Here is a 17,927-nt window from a genome sequence, read left to right on the forward strand (position 1 = left end):
CGCTGCGACAGCTTCGCGCTGGCGCTTCCTGTTTGCCGCGCTAGATTGCGCGGCCCATGCGCGCCTTCCACCATCTCCTCGCCAACAACCTCGTCGCCAACATCGTCAATTTTACGGTGTGGTTCGCGCTGACCTTCTGGATATTTCTCGAAACGCGGTCGGTGTTCGCGACGGGGATGATCGCGGGCATCTATATGGTGCTCACCGCATCACTCGCGATCTGGTTCGGCAGCCTCGTCGACCATCATCGCAAGCGCAGCGTCATGATCGTCTCGAGCATCGCCTCGCTCGCGTTCTATGGCGTGGCGCTCGCCGCCTATGCGCTTATCCCCGCCGTGCGCACCGCCGATACTGCGGGGTCCGCGCTCTGGCTATTCGTCCTCTTGACGATGCTCGGCGCGATCGCGGGCAATATCCGCAACATCGCGCTGCCGACGATCGTCACTTTGCTGATCCCCGCGGACCGGCGCGACAAGGCGAACGGGCTCGTCGGCATGGTCACCGGGGTCGGTTTCCTGACCACCTCGGCGATCAGCGGCTTCCTCGTCGCGTGGGGCGGCATGGTCGCGACTTTGGGTTTCGCGATGATCCTTTCGCTGGCGGCGGCGGTGCATCTGCTCTTTGTCCACGTCGATGAGCCGCGCCCGTCGGCCGACACCGATACGCCGCGCCAGGTCGATCTTGCCGGCACGATCCGGCTCGTCGCGGGCATTTCGGGGTTGTTCGCGCTCATCTTCTTCTCGGCGTTCAACAACCTGCTCGGCGGAGTGTTCATGGCGCTGATGGACGCCTACGGCCTGTCGCTGATGCCCGTCGAGCATTGGGGGCTGCTGTGGGCGTTCGTTTCGTGCGCCTTCATCCTCAGCGGCGCGCTGATCGCACGCACCGGGCTCGGCGCCAATCCGGTGCGCACCTTGTTGCTGGTCAATTTCATCGTCTGGTCGGTCGCGGCCGTGTTCACGATCCAGTCGTCGATCCCGCTGCTCGCGATCGGCTGCTTCATCTGGCTCTTCCTCGGTCCCTATGCCGAGGCAGCCGAGCATACGACGCTGCAGAAGGTCGTTCCCTTCGAGCGGCAGGGCCGCGTCTTCGGCTTCGCGCAGGCGGTCGAGCAGGCCGCTGCGCCGGTCACCGCCTTCGTAATCGCGCCGCTGACGCAGTTCGTCTTCGTGCCGCTGATGACCGATGGCGCGGGCGCCGACGCGATCGGCGACTGGTACGGCCGCGGTGCCGAGCGCGGCATCGCGATCGTCTTCACGCTGACCGGCGTGCTCGGCGTGGTCGCGACGATCCTGGCGTTCCGCTCGCGCGCCTATCGCCAGATTTCCGCCATTTATGCCGCACGCAGCGACGAGCCGAACCCGCCGCCGGCCGAGGCCACCGCCTAACGGATGAAGTCCCCGGCGGCCAGCGCGCTCATCGTCACGCCGTGCAGCACGACGAAGTCGCCGTTGCCCAGATTGATCGCCCCGTCGTTGCCGACCTGGCTGAAGCCGGCCTGCAACGCCGCAAAGCTGGTGAAACCGAAGGCCGCGAGGTTGATCTTGTCGGTGCCGAGCAGGAAATCGCCGATCACGTCGCCGCCGGTCCCGCGCTCGAACAGGAAGGTGTCGGCCCCGGCCTGCCCGAACAATATGTCGTTGCCGCCCTTGCCGTTCAACAGGTCGTTGCCCGCGCCGCCGAGCAACGTGTTGACCGAGGCATTGCCGGTCAGGCGATTGTCGAGTTCGTTGCCGACGCCGAACGCCGTCGTGCCGCGCAGCTCGAGATTTTCGACATTGGCGTAGAGATAGACCCCGGCATTGGGCAGGTTGATCTCGGCAATCACCGTATCGGTGCCGCCGCCGGCCGCCTCGAAGGTCAGGTCGTCGCCGGTGTCGACATAATAGACGTCGTCGCCCGCCCCGCCGTCCATCAGATCATAGTCGTGCAGCCCCGAATTGCCGAACAGCTGGTCGTTGCCCGCGCCGCCGACGAGGATGTCGGTGTCGAAGGTCGCGCCACCGTCGAGCAGGTCGTCGCCGTCCTCGCCATATATCTCGTCGGCATCCTCGCCGCCGTACAGCTTGTCGTTGCCGGTACCGCCCGCGAGATAATCGACGCCGATCTGGCCATAGAGCGTGTCGTTGCCGGCCTCGCCGAACAGGCTGTCGCGCGCATGGTCGGGATGCCCTACGCGCGTCCCGCCGCCATAGATGGTGTCGTTGCCGCCGCCGCCGATGAGGAGGTTCTGCGAATCGTTGCCGGTCAGGACATTGTCGGAATCATTGCCGACCAGGGATATCGTTCCCGCATCCTGGACGATTATGCCATTCTCGACATTGGCGTACATATAGCCGCCATAAGTATAGACGGTGTCGTTCCCTTCGCCGGGGTTCTCGAAATAGAGCGTGCTGTGGGGGCCATTGCTGAAAGCGCTGAGATAATAGACGTCGTCGCCGGGACCGCCATAAAAGCGGTCGTTCCCACCGTAGCGACCCCGGTCGATCCCGCCCTGAAAAACGTCGTTGCCCGCCCCGCCGATGAACAGGTCGTCGTCGTCGTTGCCGAAAAACTGGTCGTTGCCGCCAAAGCCATAGATGGTCGAATCGCCGGCGCGCGGGGAAACGAGGATATTGTCGCGCTCGTCGCCGTTCAGATTACCGCCGCGCGTGTCGAGAATGATAAATTGCATACGGTCGTCGACGCCGAAGGCCGCGATCCGACCGTCGCTGAATTGAACCAGCGAGATTTGATGCCCGGGGAAACCGTACACGGCCAGCGAATCCGAGAGCGGATCACCCTCGGCGTCGAACCAGCGAAAGCGGGCTCCGCCCTCGCCGGCATAGGATATGATGAAACTATCGTCTTCCAGGATGGTGACATTCGGTGCTTTGGCACCGTTTCCGTCATTCACGGCGAACTCGCTGCCGATGGGATTGCCGTCGGGTCCGAATAAGCGTGCACGCGCCAAATAGCCGCCGAAGTTGGTTCCCCCATCGACTTCCCAAACGACGATATAATTGCCGTTCGCAAAGGCTTCCACATACGGGAGCCCCGCCAGGCCGTCGCCATCGGTGGAAACGAGAAACTCGGTCCCGATCCGCTGTCCGGCCAGCGTCATCATCTGGCCCCGGACATCGCCGGTTTCCCGGTCCCACCAGGTGATGAATAGATTGCCGCCATTGGTCGCAATGCGCGCATCGATCTGATTCCCCGCCGTCGCAGTGTTGACGATGATCGGATTGCCCGGCACGCTGTTTGCGCTCACCAAGCGCAGTGCGATATTCGCATCACCCGCGGTATCCGTCGAATAGACCACCGCATAGCGGCCGCCCGGCAGCGCCTCGAGCGTCGCGCTGCGGTTGCCGCGCAGGCCGAAATCGTTCGCGATACGAATATCCGGACCGATCGGTTGCAGCGCCGCATCGAAGTGGCGCATGTTCAGCACTTCGTCATTGCCGACGACCCCGGACGAGAGCACCGAAAACGACCCATTGGCGCGGAATTCGATATCGAAGATAGCGCCGGTAACGGCGATCGTGCCGCTCGAAACCGTGCGCCCGAGTGGATCGAAGATCATGTAATAGCCGCTGAAGACGACGAAAACATTTCCGTCGGCAAGCTTATGGCTCGAGGGATACCCCCCCCCCGCGCGGGCCGACGGGAGGGCTGAAATTCCAGTAATCAAACGGCACGCCGCGACTCCCCGTCACAGTTTCGCTTTCGACCTCCTAATCGAAAGCGAAGATGGCGGGAAGCGCGATCTGCGTGCGATGACAGCGACTTGGCGGCGTAGCGCCTAGCGCTTCACCTTCGCCTTCACCTCCAGTTCGGCGATGCGACGTTCCAGATAGGCGCGGTCGTCGCTCGACGGCGTCGCGCGAGCATACGCCGCGTCGAGCCGCGTCAGGTCGCCCGCCTCGACGCGCACCTGCGCTTGCGCGGTCGTGCTGAGGCCGCTGGTGCGCAGCGCGCTGTCGACATTGGCGAGGCGCGTCCTGTTGTCGAGCACCACCGGATTGCTGCCGTAACTGGTATCGCCGACGCGCGCGTCGAGCGCATCCAGCCGCGCGTCGAGGTCGTCGCGCTCTCGCTCGCTGATCCCGTCGCGGGCATAGGTCGCTTCCGCGGTGATCAGCGCGGCATAATCGGTCTTGAGCCGCGTGCCCGCGGTGCGCGTCAGCCGGCGCGCGCTCACCTGCGCATCGACGCGGCGGGTGAATTCGGCCTTGCCGTCGGCGACGGATAGCGTGTCGGGCTCGCGCGTGTCGGCATAGCCGCCCTCGGACAGCGCCTGCGTCAGCGTGCCATAGCGGTCGCCGAGCTCGGTCCGCTCGGCGGTCGTGAAGCGACCGTCGGCGCCATAGCGCGTCTCGAGCGCGACCAGTTCGTCATATTCGGCCTTCATCCGCGCTCCACTCTTCTGGGTGAGCGTTCCCGCGCTGACATCGCCGTCGATCCGCGTATGGAACTGCGTGCGGTTCGTGTTGAGCGGCTTGCGGCCCACGGCCCATTGCCCCTCGATCGACGTCGAGGTGCCGAGGCGGTCGCCGAAGAGCGAACCCAATATGTCGCCGACGCGCAGCTTCTGCTTTTCGGTCGATGGCTGCGCGGTGTCGCTCTGCGCGAGCGCCGGGCTGGCAGAAAGCAGCAGCGCGCCGAAGGCCAGTGCCGCGACGTTGTTGGTCCTGATCATGGGAAGATCTCCTTTTCATCCTCCCAACGCCGCAAACGTGGCCCGGTTGCACCCGCAGTCGGCCGTAACCGCGCCGCCGTCGCGCGGCGCCGAAACGTCCGGCGTCCACGCGCGGCGGCGCCGATGTTTTGCGGTCGGGCCAATCGCCTCTTCCGTTTCACTTCGCAATCATTCTATCTTCACCGGACGAGTTGCAGAGGAGAAACGCGGCGTGAGCATGTTGGAAGGCATCCGGATCATCGACCTGACCACGGTCATCTTCGGCCCCTATGCGACACAGATGCTCGCCGATCTCGGCGCCGAAGTGATCAAGGTCGAGGCCCCCGGCCTTGGCGACATCTCGCGCTATCTTGGCAACGGCATTCCCGATCCGACGATGGGGTCGGTCCATCTGACGGTCAATCGCGGCAAACGCTCGATCGCGCTCGACCTCAAGCAAGCGGAGGACGCCGCGGTGCTGCGCGAACTGATCGCGACCGCCGACGTCTTTTTCCACAATGTCCGCGGCAAGGCGATCGCGCGATTGGGTTTCGACTATGAGGGCTGCCGGGCGATCAAGCCCGACATTATCTATGTCCACGGCACCGGCTTCGGCCAGGACGGGCCGTACGCGGATCTGCAGGCCTATGACGACGTCATCCAGGCCGCGACGGGCACCACCAGTCTGCTGCCGCGCGTCGACGGCGACCCGCGCCCGCGCTATTTGCCCTCGCTGATCGCCGACAAGGTCGCGGGCCAATATGGCGCGCAGGCGATCCTCGCGGCGCTGATCCACAAATTGCGCACCGGCGAGGGGCAGGCGGTCGAGGTGTCGATGTTCGAATGCTTTACCAGCTTCATGATGGTCGAGCATCTGCGCGACGACACGCTCGACCCGCCGATCGGTCCCGCGGGCTATCCGCGCCAGCTCGACCCGACGCGCCAGCCCTTTCCGACCAGCGACGGCTATCTGGCGATCGTGCCCTATACCGCCGAATCGACCGCGCGGCTGCTTGGCCTGCTCGGCTGCCCCGAACTGCTCGCGACGCCCGAATTCGAGGCGGCGAAGGCGAAGCTGCAGCATATGCCGCTGGTCTACACCGCGATCGCCGAGCGCACCCCGGCGCGCTCGAGCGCCGAATGGCTCGCACTCTTCGCCGAGAACGATATTCCGGCGATGTCGGTGCGCGACCTGCAGGACATCCGCGAGGACCCGCATTTGACCGAAACCGGCTTCTTCCGCCACCGCGTGCATCCCGACGTCGGCGGCTATTACGAGATGCAGCCGCCGGTCAAATATGGCGCCGTGCCGGAGCGCGACATCGGCTTCGCGCCCCGGATAGGCGCCGACGGCGACGCAATCCGCGCCGAGCTGGCGGCGCGGCACGGGTGAATTTGGGCAATTGCATATCGGCGCGCGATCCCTAGCATCGCGGCCAAACAAGAGGGGGGAGCAGATGACGCCGAACATCCTCGCACCGGGCGCGGTGCTCGCACTGTGGACATTGATCATGTTGAGCTGGGCGGGTGTCGCCCGCTTCCGGGCATTCGCGAAAGCGGGCATCGACCTCAAGGCGGCAGCGCCCGGCGGCCGCGGCGTCGATCTGGAGGGCGTGCTGCCGCCGCTCACCAACTGGAAGTCGCACAATTATACGCATTTGTGCGAGCAGCCGACGATCTTCTACGCGGTGATCCTGATCCTGCACGGCGCCGGGGGCTACCCGGCCTATGTCGTCTGGCTGGCCTGGGCCTATGCGGTGCTGCGCATCGTCCACAGCTTCTGGCAGTCGACCGTGAACCGCATCCCGGTGCGCTTCGCCATTTTCGCGGCCGCGACCCTGTGCCTGTTTGTGCTCGCGCTGCTCGCGGTGATCGCAACTCTGGGTTGAAGGGGGAGAGAAGAAGATGGAAACCAACGCTATTCTGGGACCGGTCGCGACGCTCGCGCTCTGGTCGATGGTGATGTGGGTGTGGATGTACGCGACGCGCATCCCCGCGATGAGCCGCGCCAAGATCGACGCCGCCAAGATGGTGGGCGGCACCGGCAAGAATCTCGACGAGGTGCTGCCGCCCGAGGTTCAGTGGAAGGCGCACAACTACAACCATCTGATGGAGCAACCGACGGTCTTCTACGCGGTCGCGCTGGCGCTCGCGGTCGGCGGCATGGGCGGCGGGCTCAACACGCAGATCGCCTGGGCCTATGTGGGCCTGCGCATCCTGCACAGCCTGGTCCAGGTGACGGTAAACCGCGTGATGTGGCGCTTCGCGATCTTCGCGCTGGCCAGCCTCGCGCTGCTCGCGCTGTGCGTGCATGCCTTCATGGGCTTCGTGCTGCATTGAGCCAGCTTTTCCCCTCCCTTCTAGGGAGGGGCAGCGAGACTTGGCAGCTTGCTGCCTAGTTGCAGCGAGGGTGTGTATGCAGCCTTGCGCCTTCGGCGCTACCCACCCCTAACCCCTCCCTTTCAGGGAGGGGAATTACCGACTGAACCGTCCCGCCAGCTCGACATGCGTCGACCAGCGGAACTGCCCGACCGGCTGCACCCAGTCGAGCCGATAGCCGCCCGCGACCAGCGTCTTCGCGTCGCGCGCGAAGCTCGCGGGGTTGCAGCTGACATAGGCGATGGCGGGCACGCTCGACGCCGCGAGCTCCTTGACCTGCTCCTCGGCACCCGCACGCGGCGGATCGAGGATCACCGCGCCGAAACGATCGAGCTCCTTGGGCACCAGCGGCCGCCGGAAGAGGTCGCGATGCTCGGTCGCGACCAGCGCCCGCGCGCGGTTCGCCGCGCCGGTCAGCGCCGCGACCACATCGCGCGCGCCCTCGGCGGCATAGACTTTGCGCCCGGCCTGCACCGACAGCGCAAAGGTGCCGACGCCGGCGAACAGGTCGGCCACTGCCGGCGCATCGCCGATCGCCTTCGTCACCGCATCGACCAGCGCCTCCTGCCCCACGACCGTCGGCTGCAGAAACGCAAAGACCGGCACCTCGACCGCGATCCCGCCGAAGCGTACCGTCGGCGGGTCGGGCTGCCACAGGGTCTCGGGCCCGCCGCCCTGGTCGATGACAAAGCGCGCGAGCCGGTTCGCCCCGGCGAAATCCTGCAGCGCCATCGCCGCATCGAGCCCCTCGGCCTTCACGCCTTCGAGCACCAGTTCGACGCCCTGGTCGAGCATTTGCAGCTTGACCTTCACCGGCCGCCGCTGCGGCGCGATCAGCGCCAGCAATTCGCGCACCGGCTCGACCAGCGCGAAGAGCTCGGGCAGCAACAGCGGGCACATCCGCATGTCGACGATCTGGTTGCTCTGCGCCGCGTTGAAACCAAGCGCGACCTGCCTGCCGGTGCGCAACGCGGTCAGCGCCGCGCGGCGGCGGCTATGCGGCGGCGACAGCAGCGCGGGCAATACCTCCGCCGCTTCGACATCCTGCCCTGCCAGTCCGCCCACCACCCGGTCGCGCACATAATCGGCGAGCGCATCTTCGGCGACGTGCTGCAACTGGCACCCGCCGCATTTGCCGAAATGGCGGCACAGCGGCTCGGCGCGGTTCGGGCCGGGGATCAGGATACCGTCGGGGCGCACGCGGTCACCGGGTACCGCACCCGCGACATGGCGGCCGTCCTCGGTGACGCCTTCGCCGCGCGCGGCGATGCGGGTAATCAGGGCGGTTTCGCTCACATCAGTCTTTCAGCAGGTCGTCGGCCACGAGATCGTCCGCGACAAGGCCGCGCCCGATAGCCCGAGCGCGCGCAATATGCCAGCCCACCGCAGCCACCGCCGCATCGAAGGCATCGCCGCCGCGCGCCAGCATCGCGCCGCACGCCCCCGCGAGAACATCGCCGGTCCCCGCGGTCGCGAGCCAGGGGCTGCCCGGCCAGGCCGCGACGACGCGGCCATCGGGCGCGGCGATGACGGTGTCGGCGCCCTTGTAGATGACGACCGCGCCGGCTTCGGCGGCGGCGGCCTTGGCGCGCCCGATCTTGCTGCCTCCCAGCCCCGGGAAGGCCTTGGCGAACTCGCCCTCGTGCGGGGTCAGGATTGCGGGCACCGCCCCGCCAAGCGCCCGCAGGCGCGGCAGGGCCGAAGCGATGGCGGCCGCATCGAGCACCAGCGGCTTGCCACTGTCGAGCGCCGCAGCGACATCGCGATTGAGCGCGTCGGCCACGGGATAGCCCGGCCCGGCGACCACCGCGCCAACTCGAGCATCATCCAGCCGTTCTTCGAAACGCGTGCCATCTTCGGCGATGATCGCATCGAAAGGCGCATCCGCCGCCCCGCTGAGCACCACATAACCCGCCCCGCTGCGCAGCGCCGCCGCCGCGGTCAGCCGCGCCGCACCCGGCATCGGCCCCGCGCGAACCAGCACCATCCCGCGATTGAACTTGTGCGCGGTGGCGGCCGGCGCCGCGAGCACCGGCTTCGTTGCCGTCCGCACCGCCCGCTCCGCCGCGATCCCGATCAGCGCTAACAGCACACGCCCGCAATGCGCCGCAGCGGGCAGCAACACATGCGCAGGCTTGAGCGCCCCCAGCGCGAGCGTCACATCGGCGGGCAGCGGCGGGGTCCAGTCGTGCCCCCCATCGCCATCGACCCCGCTCGGCACATCGACCGCGAGCACCCGCCGCCCCGCGAAGCGCCGCAATAGCGCCGCCAGATCGTTGCCAATGGGGCGCGTCAGCCCGACCCCGAACAGCGCATCGACGACCAGCGGCGCCGGCGCGGTCTCCGGCGTCAGCGCCTCGACCGGCCCGTCCCACCGCGCCCGCGCCGCGCGCGCCAGGTCGGTCGCGGGCTCGGCGAGCGCCGCGAGGCGCACCTCCGCCCCGCGCCCTGCGAGCAAGCGCGCCGCGACATAACCGTCGCCACCATTGTTCCCGGGCCCGCACAGGATCAGCACCGGACCGCCCGCCGCCATCCGCCAAGCGGTGTCGGCCACCGCGGCCCCCGCGCGGTCCATCAGCTCGGCGAGCGAGATCCCCGACGCCGCACAAGCCGCCTCGGCCGCACGCATCGCGGCGGTGGTCAGGATCAGGGCGTCGGCGGGAACGGGCATGGGGTTGTGGTAGCAGGATGCACAAAAAAGTCGCCCCACAACACTCCGTCATTGCGAGCGTAGCGAAGCAATCCAGAGCGGGTTTACGCTACCCCGGATTGCCGCGTCGCCTTCGGCTCCTCGCAATGACGATGTTGTTAATCCACCCCGCCAGTATCCGCCGGCAAGCGGTAGCGGTCATTCCCGATCGCCACCTCGATCACGCCCTCGTCGACGATCGACACATTCGCGACCTCGGCGCCGTCGGCGGAAATCACCCCGCGCCCCTCGGTGGTGATCTGCAGCCGGCGATAGCCCACGTCGCTGCGCCCGACGACCAGCACCGCGCCGTCGGCGCCGCTGATCTCCTGAACCGTGCAGGTGCGGTCGAACAGCTTCGCGCCCTCGAGCGCGCAGTCGATGCGGCCGTCGTTCGCGGCATCGCGCGACTGTTTCGCTTCGGCCTCGGCCAGCTTCGCATTGTCCGGCGCGCGGTCGCAGGCCGCAAGCAGCAACAGCGGCAGAACCGCCAGTCCGATGATCCTCAACCCTTGGCCCCCTTCAGCTGCGACAGGTCGCGCACCGCGCCCCGCGCGGCGCTCGTCGTCATCGCGGCATAGGCCTGAAGTGCTACCGAAACCTTGCGCGGCCGCGGCTTCGCGGGTTGCCAGCCCGCCGCGTCCATCGCGGCGCGACGCTCGGCCAGCACGCTGTCGGCAACCGCGAGGGTGATCGTGCGCGCCGGAATGTCGATGTTGATCAGGTCGCCATTCTCGACCAGTCCGATCGTTCCGCCCTCGGCCGCCTCGGGCGAGACATGGCCGATCGACAGCCCCGAGGTGCCGCCGGAGAAGCGGCCGTCGGTGACCAGCGCGCAGGCGGCGCCCAGCCCCTTCGACTTAAGGTAGCTCGTCGGATAGAGCATTTCCTGCATGCCCGGCCCGCCTTTCGGCCCTTCGTAGCGGATGACGATGACGTCGCCCGCGACGACCTGCCCGGTCAGGATGCCCGCGACCGCGGCGTCCTGGCTCTCGTAGACCTTCGCGGGGCCCGAGAATTTGAGGATGCTCTCGTCGACCCCCGCAGTCTTCACGATGCACCCGTCGAGCGCGACATTGCCCGACAGCACCGCGAGCCCGCCATCCTGGCTGAATGCGTGGCTTGCCGAGCGGATCACCCCCGCTTCGCGATCGAGGTCGAGCTCGTTCCAGCGCCGGTCCTGGCTGAACGCGGTCTGCGTCGGCACGCCGCCGGGCGCGGCCATGAAGAATTTCTGCACCTCGGGATCGTTGGTGCGCGATATGTCCCATTTGTTGAGCGCATCGCCCAAGGTCGCGCTGTGCACCGTCGGCAGATGTGCGTGGATCAGCCCCGCGCGCTCGAGCTGGCCGAGGATGGCCATGATCCCACCGGCGCGGTGGACATCCTCCATATGCACGTCGCTCTTCGCCGGCGCGACCTTCGACAGGCACGGCACGCGGCGCGACAGCCGGTCGATGTCCTCCATCGTGAAATCGACCCCGGCTTCGAAGGCGGCGGCGAGCAGGTGCAGCACGGTATTGGTCGACCCACCCATCGCGATGTCGAGGCTCATCGCATTTTCGAACGCCTCGAAGGTCGCGATATTGCGCGGCAGAACGCTCTGGTCGTCCTCCTCATAATGGCGGCGGCACATGTCGACGACGAGGCGCCCGGCGTTCAGGAACAAAGCCTTGCGATCGGCGTGCGTCGCGAGCGTCGAGCCATTGCCCGGCAGCGACAGTCCGAGCGCCTCGGTCAGGCAGTTCATCGAATTGGCGGTGAACATGCCCGAACACGACCCGCAGGTCGGGCACGCCGCCTGCTCGATCGCGGTGACCTCTTCGTCGGTATATTTCTCGTCGGCGGCGGCAACCATCGCATCCACGAGATCCAGCGCGACAATCTTGCCCTTCAGCACGACCTTGCCCGCCTCCATCGGCCCGCCCGACACGAACACGACCGGGATGTTGATGCGCAGCGCCGCCATCAGCATGCCCGGCGTGATCTTGTCGCAGTTCGAGATGCACACCATCGCGTCGGCGCAATGGGCGTTGACCATATATTCGACGCTGTCGGCGATCAGGTCGCGGCTCGGCAGGCTGTAGAGCATGCCATCGTGCCCCATCGCGATCCCATCGTCGACCGCGATGGTGTTGAATTCCTTGGCGACCCCGCCATGCGCCTCGATCTCGCGCGCGACCATCTGGCCGAGGTCCTTCAAATGAACGTGCCCGGGCACGAACTGGGTGAAGCTGTTGACCACCGCGATGATCGGTTTGCCGAAATCGCCGTCCTTCATCCCCGTCGCCCGCCACAGCCCGCGCGCGCCGGCCTGGTTGCGGCCATGGGTGGTGGTGCGCGAACGATATGAAGGCATTTTGAGCAATCCTGATAATAATATTTCAAAATTTGACGAAGAAACGCGCCTCTACACGCCTATCCTGCGATATACAATGAAAGTTTGCTGCACATGCGAGCAAGCCGCTCGGCGAACAACCCCTGCCCCGCGCCATCGCGCACCAAATCCTGCCGCATCTCTATCCCGACATAAGGAACGCCATTCGCCTCGGCATGGCGGTTCATCGTCGCGTTGAGCAGTTTGCCCGAATAGGGAAGCTGGTCGCCGACGATCAGCCCTTCCGTCGCCAGCGCCGCGATGGCGGGCGCCGCGAGCCGTTCATCCTCGTTGTAGAGCACCCCGACCTGCCACGGCCGCGCCTGTTCGGGATCGCTCGCAAGCGAAGGCGTGAAGCTGTGCAGCGACAGGATCATCGCCGGCCTGGCTGCCGCGATCGTCGCCGCGATATGCGCATGATAGGGCCGGAAAAAGCGCGCCATCCGCGCCTCGCGCCCGGCCTGATCGAGCGCGTTGCCGGGGATCGCGTGACCGTCGCTCGCAATGGGGACAGCGCCCGGCGCATCCTCGTCGCGGTTGCAGTCGACGACCAGCCGCGACACCCCGCCCAGGATCGCCGCGTCGACCGCCCCCGCCTCGATCAGTAGCGCCGCCACCTCGGCGACGCCGATGTCGATCGCGATATGTTCGTTGAGCAGCGCCGGGTCGATGCCGAGGTCGATGTCGGCGGGCACATGGTTCGACGCATGATCGCCGATCAGCAGCACCCCGCCCGCGCGCGGCATCCCGAGCGCGGTCCACGCCTCGCTCATCGCAGCGTTCCCGCCATCTGCCACCAGTGCGGGTGACTCTCCGCCAGTTTCACCGACGCCGCGTCGCGCTCGGCGAGCGCGTCGAACAAGGCGAAGCAGGTCGCCCCCGACCCCGACATGCGCGCGAGCCACGGGCTCAGCGCCCCGAGTTCGGTGAGCACATCGACGATCGCCGGGCATTGCGCTATCGCCACGCGCTGCAAATCGTTGCGCGCGGCAAACAGCTGCGCGCGCCCCGCCGGGTCGCCATAGAGCGCACCGCGGTCGATCCCGTCCCAAGCGGCGAACACCGGCCCGGTCGCGACGGGCTGGCGCGGATTGACCAGCAGCACCGGCGTCCCGCCGAGCCGCAATTCGGGTACCGGCGACAATAACTCGCCGACCCCGACGCCCAGGCAGGTTTGGCTAGTCACGCACGCCGCGACATCGGCGCCCAGCGGTGCGACCGCGCGCGCCAGCGTCGTATCGCCCAACTCGGGCAAGAAATTTGTCCGCACCAGCCGCGCCATCGCCGCGGCATCGGCCGACCCGCCGCCGATCCCCGCCGCCACGGGCAACCGCTTGATCAGCCTGACCGCCAGCGACGGCACGCGATCCGCGCCATAACGCTCGCGCAGCAAGGTCACCGCGCGCAGCACCAGATTGTCCGCACCGGCGCTCAGCCCCTCGGCGAATTCACCGTCGATCGCCAGCGCATCGGCCTCCGCCACCCGCGCCTCGATCGTGTCGCCATGATCGACGAAGGCGAACAACGTCTCGATCTCGTGATAGCCATCGGCCCGCCGCGCGCGGACGTGGAGCGCAAGGTTGATCTTCGCCCAGCCCGTCTCGGCCAGCACGGTCATGGCGCGGTCGTCGCGGGGGTCAGCCCGTCGCGCAATTTCGCCTCGATCCGCGTCGCCATATCGGCCTCGGCGAGCAGCGCCGCGGCGCGCCATGTGTAGCGCGCCTGGAAATGCCGCCCCGTCGCCCAATAGGCGTCGCCCAGATGCTCGACGATCACCGCATTGGCCGGGTCGCCCGCCTGCGCCTTTTCGAGCAGGGGCACAGCTTCGCCGGGCTTGCCGGTCAGGAAATAGGCCCAGCCGAGCGAATCGGTGATCGCCGCGCTCTGCGGGTCCTGCGCCCACGCCGCCTCGATCTGTTCGAGCGACTTGTCGACATTCTTGCGCCGCTCGATCGAAGAATAACCGACGAAATTCAGCACGTTCGGATCATTGGGCCGCAGCATAATCGCCTTGTCGAGCAACGGTTCGGCCGCGTCCCAGTCGCCCGCCTGCAACAGCAGTTCGGCGCGCGCGATCAGCAGGCTGCCGCGCAGCGCCTTGTCATTCTCGTCGTCGCCGAGATCGGCTTCGAGCGCGGCATAGGCGCGTTCGGCGGCCGCCGCGTCGCCGCCGCGCCGCGCGACGTCGGCGTAGCGCACCAGCAGGCTGCGCGACCCCGGCTCGCGCGCGATGGCGCGTTCGGCGAGGTTCACCGCCGCGGGATAGCCGCCCTTGTCGGCGACCAGCTCGGCATAGCGCATCGCCAGCACCGGCGGCGGATCGCGAAATTCGGCGAGCGTGCCGAGCGCGTCATCGGTCTGCCCGTTGCCCGAGAGCGCCTCAAGCAGCGCGCCGCGCACCTGCCAGTCGTTCGGCTCGAGCCAGAAGGCGACGCGCGCAAAGAGCAGCGGCACCTTGGGATTGCTGTTCGGCGTCCGCGCAAAACCGTCGGCGAGCAGCCCCAGCCAATGCGCCACCCCGCCGCGCGGGCCAGTGACGAGCTGGTCGGGCAGCAACAGCACCGGATCCTCGCGCGCCCCCGCCGCGAGCGCGATCCGCCCGCGCAGCCGCTCGGCCGCCGCGCCCTCGCCCGCCTTCGCCAGCGCAGCGGCGACGCGCATCGCGACGAGCTGGCTCGTGCGATCGGTCAATATTACCTTGTCGGCGAGCGCCGCCGCCTCGGCGGGGCGCTTGGCACCGAGCTGGACCAGCGCCGCCTCCAGCTGGAACGCCGGTTGCGGCGGCCCACGATCGCCGGCGCTCAGCAAATGCCGTTCGGGCGCCGCCTCGCGCGCGCCAACCGCGATCCAGCTGCTGAGCGGCGGCCCGACGAGCCGCGCGATCGCATCGCCGCCGGTCTTGTCCGACCGCCCAGCAACATAGGCCTGCGCGCCCTTCCAGTCGGCGCGGCGCAACGCATCCGCGACGAGCACCAGCTGCGCGTCAAATCGCCGGTCGCCCGCCTGCCACAGCAGGAAGGCCGCGCTCCGCGCCGCGGCGAAGTCACCCGCCTCGATCGCCTGTTCGAGCATCCGCCCGCCCAGCCCCGGCAGCTCGGGCACCGCGCTCGCGACCGTCGTCAAGGCGGCCAGCGCCATCTGCGGATCGCCCGCGTCTTCGGCCAGCCGCGCCTTCGCGAGCGCACCCAGAACCGCGTCTCCGCCATCGGCGGCCTGCGCGGTCAGCGGCATCAGCGCCGCCGCCGCGAGCAGGCCCAGCTTACATGTTCGGATAATTGGGGCCTCCGCCGCCTTCGGGGGTGACCCAGTTGATATTCTGGGTCGGGTCCTTGATGTCGCACGTCTTGCAATGCACGCAATTTTGCGCGTTGATCACGAATTTGGGATCGCCGACGTCCTGCCCGACGATCTCATAGACCCCCGCGGGGCAATAACGCTGCGCGGGCTCGTCGTACATCGGCAGGTTATACTCGACCGGGATCGACGGGTCCTTGAGCTGCAGGTGGACCGGCTGGTCCTCCTCATGGTTGGTGTTCGAGATGAACACCGACGACAGGCGATCGAAGGTCAGCACCCCGTCGGGCTTCGGATAATCGGGCTTGGGCATCATGTCCGCGCGGTACAGCGTCGTGTTGTCGGGATGATGCTTCATCGTGAAGGGCATTTTGATCTTCAGCGTCTCGGCCCACATCGTGATCCCCGACAGAATCGTGCCGAAAAAATCGCCCCATTTCTCGACCAGCGGCAGCACATTGCGCACGACGCTGAGTTCCTTTTTCACCCAGCTGTCGTCATAGGCATCCTGATAGGCGGTGAGCGTGTCGCTGCTCCGCCCCGCGCTCACCGCGGCAAAGGCCGCCTCAGCCGCCATCATGCCCGATTTCATCGCGGTATGCGTGCCTTTAATCCGCGGCACGTTGAGAAAACCGGCGCTGTCGCCGATCAGCGCGCCGCCCGGGAAGGCGAGCTTCGGCACCGACTGATAGCCGCCGTCGCTGATCGCGCGCGCGCCGTACGACACGCGCTTGCCGCCCTTCAGGATCTTCGCGATCTCGGGGTGCGTCTTCCACTTCTGCATTTCCTGGAAGGGCGAGGTGTGCGGATTGCGATAGTTAAGCCATGTCACGAAGCCGAGCGCAACCTGCCCGTTCGCCTGATGATAGAGGAACCCGCCGCCGTTCGAATTTTCGTCGAGCGGCCAGCCCTGCGTGTGGATCACGCGGCCCTCGGCGTGGTTCTCCGCCTTGATGTCCCAAAGCTCCTTGACGCCGAGCCCATAGACCTGCGGCTCGCAATCACTGTCCAATGCGAATTGCGGCTTCAGTATCTTGGTCAGATGTCCGCGCACGCCCTCGCCGAAGAAAGTGTATTTCGCGTGCAGCTCGAGCCCCGGCTGGTAGTCGGGCTTGTGGCTCCCGTCGCGCGCGACGCCCATGTCGCCGGTCGCGACGCCCTTCACCGAGCCGTCGTCATTGTAAAGGATCTCGGCCGCCGGGAACCCAGCGAAAATCTCGACCCCCAGCCCCTCAGCCTGTTCGGCGAGCCAACGGCAGAGGTTACCGAGGCTGCCGGTGTAGGTGCCCTTGTTATGCATGAAGCCCGGCGTGATGAAATGCGGGACGCCGACCTTCTTGGTCTTGGTCAGCACCCAATGCTGGTTGTCGTTCACCGGCACCTCGGCCATCGGGCAGCCTTGCTCGCGCCAGTCGGGCAACAGTTCGTCGAGCGACTTGGGATCGATCACCGCCCCCGACAGGATATGCGCGCCGACCTCGGACCCTTTTTCCAGGATACAGACCGACAATTCGCTGCCCGCTTCGTTCGCGAGCTGCTTGAGGCGGATCGCCGCCGAAAGCCCCGCCGGACCCGCGCCGACGATGACCACGTCATAGGGCATCGATTCCCGTTCGCTCACCGCAAATACCTTTCTGCCGTCCCTGCGCGGACATTCATCGTGCCCTGCGCTCATTCTGTCACGAAATGCGATGCCCGCCAATTGACGCGTCCGTCAACTGCCTGTTTGAAACAAATCGATGGGTGGGCAAAACTCTGCGTTGCTGGCGCAAAGCTATCACGACTGGTGGTCGTTGGCGGGCGTCGATGCATTGGTGGGCGAGACGCCGGCCGGCTGGCTCGCTGCGCCTCCAGCAAACGACCCTGCCCCCACGCGCCCTAAAACGGTGATCGCCGCCGGACCCGAGCAGGTCCCGCTTCCAGCCGCGCTCCAGCGCCAGCAGGTGGCGGAAGCACCCGTCGCCAAAGGCCCGGTCGAACTCCCCACCGAGTGGAGCGCCTTCCAAAGCTGGCTCGCCGAACATCCGGGCGTCCCCGGCAGCCAGTGGGACGCGCGCCGCGTCCTTCCCGCCGGCGAGCCCGGCGCGCCGCTGATGCTGCTCACCGCCTGGCCCGAGATCGACGACCAGCGCGACGGCCAACTCTTCACCGGCCCCGCGGGCAAACTGCTCGACGCGATGCTCGCCGCGATCGGCACGACGCGCGCGCAATGCTATCTCGCCAGCCTCGCCGTCACCCGACCGCCCGGCGGACGCTGCGACGAGACGGCCGCGGCCGATCTGGACCGGCTGCTCTGGCACCACCTCCGCCTCGCGCGCCCCGGCCGCCTGCTTCTCATCGGCGGCGACATCACGCGCATGGCGACAAAAATCGCGCTGGCAGACGCGCGCGGAAGGTTACTCCATATTAACCAAGATGGCGGCAAGGTGGAGGCGGTGGCAATCGCGCATCCTGCGATGCTGCTGACCCGGCCGGCCCAGAAAGCGGCCGCCTGGGATAGTCTCAAACTGTTCAACCGGGGACGTTGACAG

At 67.2% G+C, this 17,927-nt stretch carries 15 protein-coding genes; 5 read left to right on the plus strand and 10 right to left on the minus strand.

Annotated features, from left to right (window positions below; translation table 11 throughout):
* The first annotated feature begins 56 nt into the window (after nt 1–56).
* Nucleotides 57–1,388: an MFS transporter gene (locus BWQ93_RS07555; RefSeq protein ID WP_077029993.1), complete on the plus strand. Its 1,332-nt coding sequence runs from the start codon at nt 57–59 to the stop codon at nt 1,386–1,388.
* On the opposite strand, the gene BWQ93_RS07560 is transcribed toward BWQ93_RS07555, so the two are convergent.
* Both BWQ93_RS07560 and BWQ93_RS07565 read right to left on the minus strand, forming a co-directional pair.
* Nucleotides 1,385–3,562 (minus strand): calcium-binding protein, encoded by a 2,178-nt coding sequence (locus tag BWQ93_RS07560; protein ID WP_077029994.1) that lies wholly within the window; start codon nt 3,560–3,562, stop codon nt 1,385–1,387. The genes BWQ93_RS07555 and BWQ93_RS07560 overlap by 4 nt on opposite strands.
* A 219-nt stretch (nt 3,563–3,781) precedes the next feature.
* Nucleotides 3,782–4,678, minus strand: a complete 897-nt coding sequence (locus BWQ93_RS07565) for a hypothetical protein (RefSeq protein WP_077029995.1) — start codon at nt 4,676–4,678, stop codon at nt 3,782–3,784.
* 217 nt (nt 4,679–4,895) lie between these two features.
* Here BWQ93_RS07565 and BWQ93_RS07570 point away from each other — a divergent pair, with 217 nt between their 5' ends.
* From BWQ93_RS07570 to BWQ93_RS07580, 3 genes are all read left to right on the plus strand, one after another.
* Nucleotides 4,896–6,050 carry a CaiB/BaiF CoA transferase family protein gene (locus tag BWQ93_RS07570; RefSeq protein WP_077029996.1) on the plus strand — a complete coding sequence of 385 codons (1,155 nt, stop codon included), beginning with the start codon at nt 4,896–4,898 and terminating at the stop codon, nt 6,048–6,050.
* Between the two features lie 64 nt (nt 6,051–6,114).
* The gene (locus BWQ93_RS07575; RefSeq protein ID WP_077029997.1) at nt 6,115–6,546 is read left to right on the plus strand and encodes an MAPEG family protein; all 432 of its coding nucleotides are present in this window, start codon (nt 6,115–6,117) and stop codon (nt 6,544–6,546) included.
* A 16-nt stretch (nt 6,547–6,562) separates the two neighbouring features.
* Complete coding sequence (locus BWQ93_RS07580) at nt 6,563–6,997, plus strand: MAPEG family protein (RefSeq protein WP_077029998.1); 435 nt, start codon at nt 6,563–6,565, stop codon at nt 6,995–6,997.
* A 135-nt stretch (nt 6,998–7,132) separates the two neighbouring features.
* On the opposite strand, the gene BWQ93_RS07585 is transcribed toward BWQ93_RS07580, so the two are convergent.
* From BWQ93_RS07585 to BWQ93_RS07620, 8 genes are all read right to left on the minus strand, one after another.
* Nucleotides 7,133–8,332 (minus strand): class I SAM-dependent RNA methyltransferase, encoded by a 1,200-nt coding sequence (locus tag BWQ93_RS07585; RefSeq protein ID WP_077029999.1) that lies wholly within the window; start codon nt 8,330–8,332, stop codon nt 7,133–7,135.
* Nucleotide 8,333: 1 nt separating this feature from the next.
* Entirely contained in the window at nt 8,334–9,707 is a 1,374-nt protein-coding gene (locus BWQ93_RS07590) for an NAD(P)H-hydrate epimerase (protein WP_077030000.1), read from the minus strand.
* 137 nt (nt 9,708–9,844) lie between these two features.
* The gene (locus BWQ93_RS07595; RefSeq protein ID WP_198040494.1) at nt 9,845–10,234 is read right to left on the minus strand and encodes a hypothetical protein; all 390 of its coding nucleotides are present in this window, start codon (nt 10,232–10,234) and stop codon (nt 9,845–9,847) included.
* The gene (ilvD, locus tag BWQ93_RS07600) at nt 10,231–12,084 is read right to left on the minus strand and encodes a dihydroxy-acid dehydratase (RefSeq protein ID WP_077030001.1); all 1,854 of its coding nucleotides are present in this window, start codon (nt 12,082–12,084) and stop codon (nt 10,231–10,233) included. The genes BWQ93_RS07595 and ilvD overlap by 4 nt, the downstream gene beginning before the upstream one ends.
* A gap of 59 nt (nt 12,085–12,143) precedes the next feature.
* Complete coding sequence (locus tag BWQ93_RS07605) at nt 12,144–12,875, minus strand: N-formylglutamate amidohydrolase (protein ID WP_077030002.1); 732 nt, start codon at nt 12,873–12,875, stop codon at nt 12,144–12,146.
* The gene (locus tag BWQ93_RS07610; RefSeq protein WP_077030003.1) at nt 12,872–13,720 is read right to left on the minus strand and encodes a 4-(cytidine 5'-diphospho)-2-C-methyl-D-erythritol kinase; all 849 of its coding nucleotides are present in this window, start codon (nt 13,718–13,720) and stop codon (nt 12,872–12,874) included. The genes BWQ93_RS07605 and BWQ93_RS07610 overlap by 4 nt, the downstream gene beginning before the upstream one ends.
* On the minus strand, nt 13,717–15,333 hold the full coding sequence (locus BWQ93_RS07615) for a tetratricopeptide repeat protein (RefSeq protein ID WP_232314765.1): 1,617 nt from the start codon (nt 15,331–15,333) through the stop codon (nt 13,717–13,719). Before BWQ93_RS07615 ends, BWQ93_RS07610 begins: the two co-directional genes overlap by 4 nt.
* Before the next feature lie 28 nt (nt 15,334–15,361).
* Nucleotides 15,362–17,017, minus strand: coding sequence for an electron transfer flavoprotein-ubiquinone oxidoreductase (locus tag BWQ93_RS07620; protein ID WP_077030004.1), 1,656 nt, complete (start codon nt 17,015–17,017; stop codon nt 15,362–15,364).
* A 139-nt stretch (nt 17,018–17,156) separates the two neighbouring features.
* Between BWQ93_RS07620 and BWQ93_RS07625 the strand changes: the two genes are divergently transcribed.
* Nucleotides 17,157–17,924 (plus strand): uracil-DNA glycosylase family protein, encoded by a 768-nt coding sequence (locus BWQ93_RS07625; RefSeq protein ID WP_232314766.1) that lies wholly within the window; start codon nt 17,157–17,159, stop codon nt 17,922–17,924.
* Nucleotides 17,925–17,927 lie beyond the last annotated feature (3 nt).

The sequence above is a fragment of the Sphingopyxis sp. QXT-31 genome, from assembly GCF_001984035.1.
Classification (GTDB): domain Bacteria; phylum Pseudomonadota; class Alphaproteobacteria; order Sphingomonadales; family Sphingomonadaceae; genus Sphingopyxis.